Source organism: Pseudomonas sp. P4_C3 (genome assembly GCF_056402075.1).
Genome location: NZ_JBFUIC010000656.1, coordinates 1 through 1,147, shown reverse-complemented (window position 1 = coordinate 1,147; position 1,147 = coordinate 1). Strand labels below are relative to the sequence as shown.

Genomic DNA, 1,147 nt, shown 5'->3' with positions numbered 1-1,147 from the left:
GAGTAAATATCCCTCGCATCTCTCCGGCGGTCAGCAACAGCGCGTGGCCATTGCCCGTGCGCTGGCGATGGAGCCGGAAGTTATGCTGTTCGACGAGCCGACATCAGCGCTCGACCCGGAGCTGGTCGGCGAAGTGTTGAAAGTGATGCAAGCGCTGGCAGAGGAAGGCCGAACGATGGTCGTGGTCACCCACGAGATGGGCTTTGCCCGCAACATTTCCAACCACGTCATGTTCTTGCATCAAGGTCGCGTAGAAGAAGAAGGACATCCCAGCGAAGTATTGGTCAATCCGAAAAGTGAACGATTGACCCAGTTTCTCTCCGGCCGCTTGAAATAACGCTTCGTACTTCCAAACCCTGGTATCGGACGCTCCATGAGCGTCCGATACCAGCGATCGACAAGAGGTGACCATGAGCGCAGGTTTTCCCACGCATCCGAGTTACAACAGCCAACGCGAGCAATTTCTGGCTACCGCTAAAGCGGCAGGTGCCAGCCTGACAACCTACCCCCACCCATTGAGCGGGCCCTTTGGCGAGCCATTGAGTACCGATGTTGCCTGGCTTGGCGATCCACACGCCAGGAAGGTACTGGTCGCCCTCAGCGGCACCCACGGTGTTGAAGGTTTCTATGGCTCGAACTGTCAGATCAGATGGTTACAGGAATTCAACAAGAGGACCCTGTCTGCCGATGTCGCAGTGCTGATGATCCACCTCATCAACCCCTGGGGTACTGCATGGATACGCCGCGTCAATGAAGACAACATCGACCTCAATCGCAACTATCTGGACTTCACTCAAGGCCTGCCCGATAACCGCCAGTACGAGGCATTGCACGCTATCTATACCTGCGAACAGCTGTCGGGGCCATCGCGCGAACAAGCCGATGCCCTGCTCAACGATCGAGTTCGCACAGAGGGCTGGGCAGCGGTGATGTCAATTGTCGAGGCCGGCCAGTACAACCACCCTGACGGTCTTTACTACGGCGGACAGACTCCAGGTTGGACGAACAAAACCCTGCACAAGATTTTACAAGAGCACTTGAGCCACACCCAGGCGGTCATGTGTTTTGACCTTCACACGGGCGCTGGGGACTATGGCCACCCCATGCTGATGACGATTGCCCAATCCGCCTATCCAGCGCTTCGCGA

The 1,147-nt window shown here is 56.8% G+C and carries 2 protein-coding genes; both read left to right on the top strand.

The genetic code is table 11. From position 1 onward, the window contains the following. Positions 1 to 337, top strand: a 337-nt coding sequence (locus AC1DVH_RS31535) for an ATP-binding cassette domain-containing protein (protein WP_477757082.1), incomplete at its 5' end; no start/stop codon positions are given. Between the two features lie 73 nt (positions 338 to 410). Then, a partial coding sequence (locus tag AC1DVH_RS31530; RefSeq protein ID WP_477757081.1) for a DUF2817 domain-containing protein occupies positions 411 to 1,147 on the top strand: 737 nt, incomplete at its 3' end.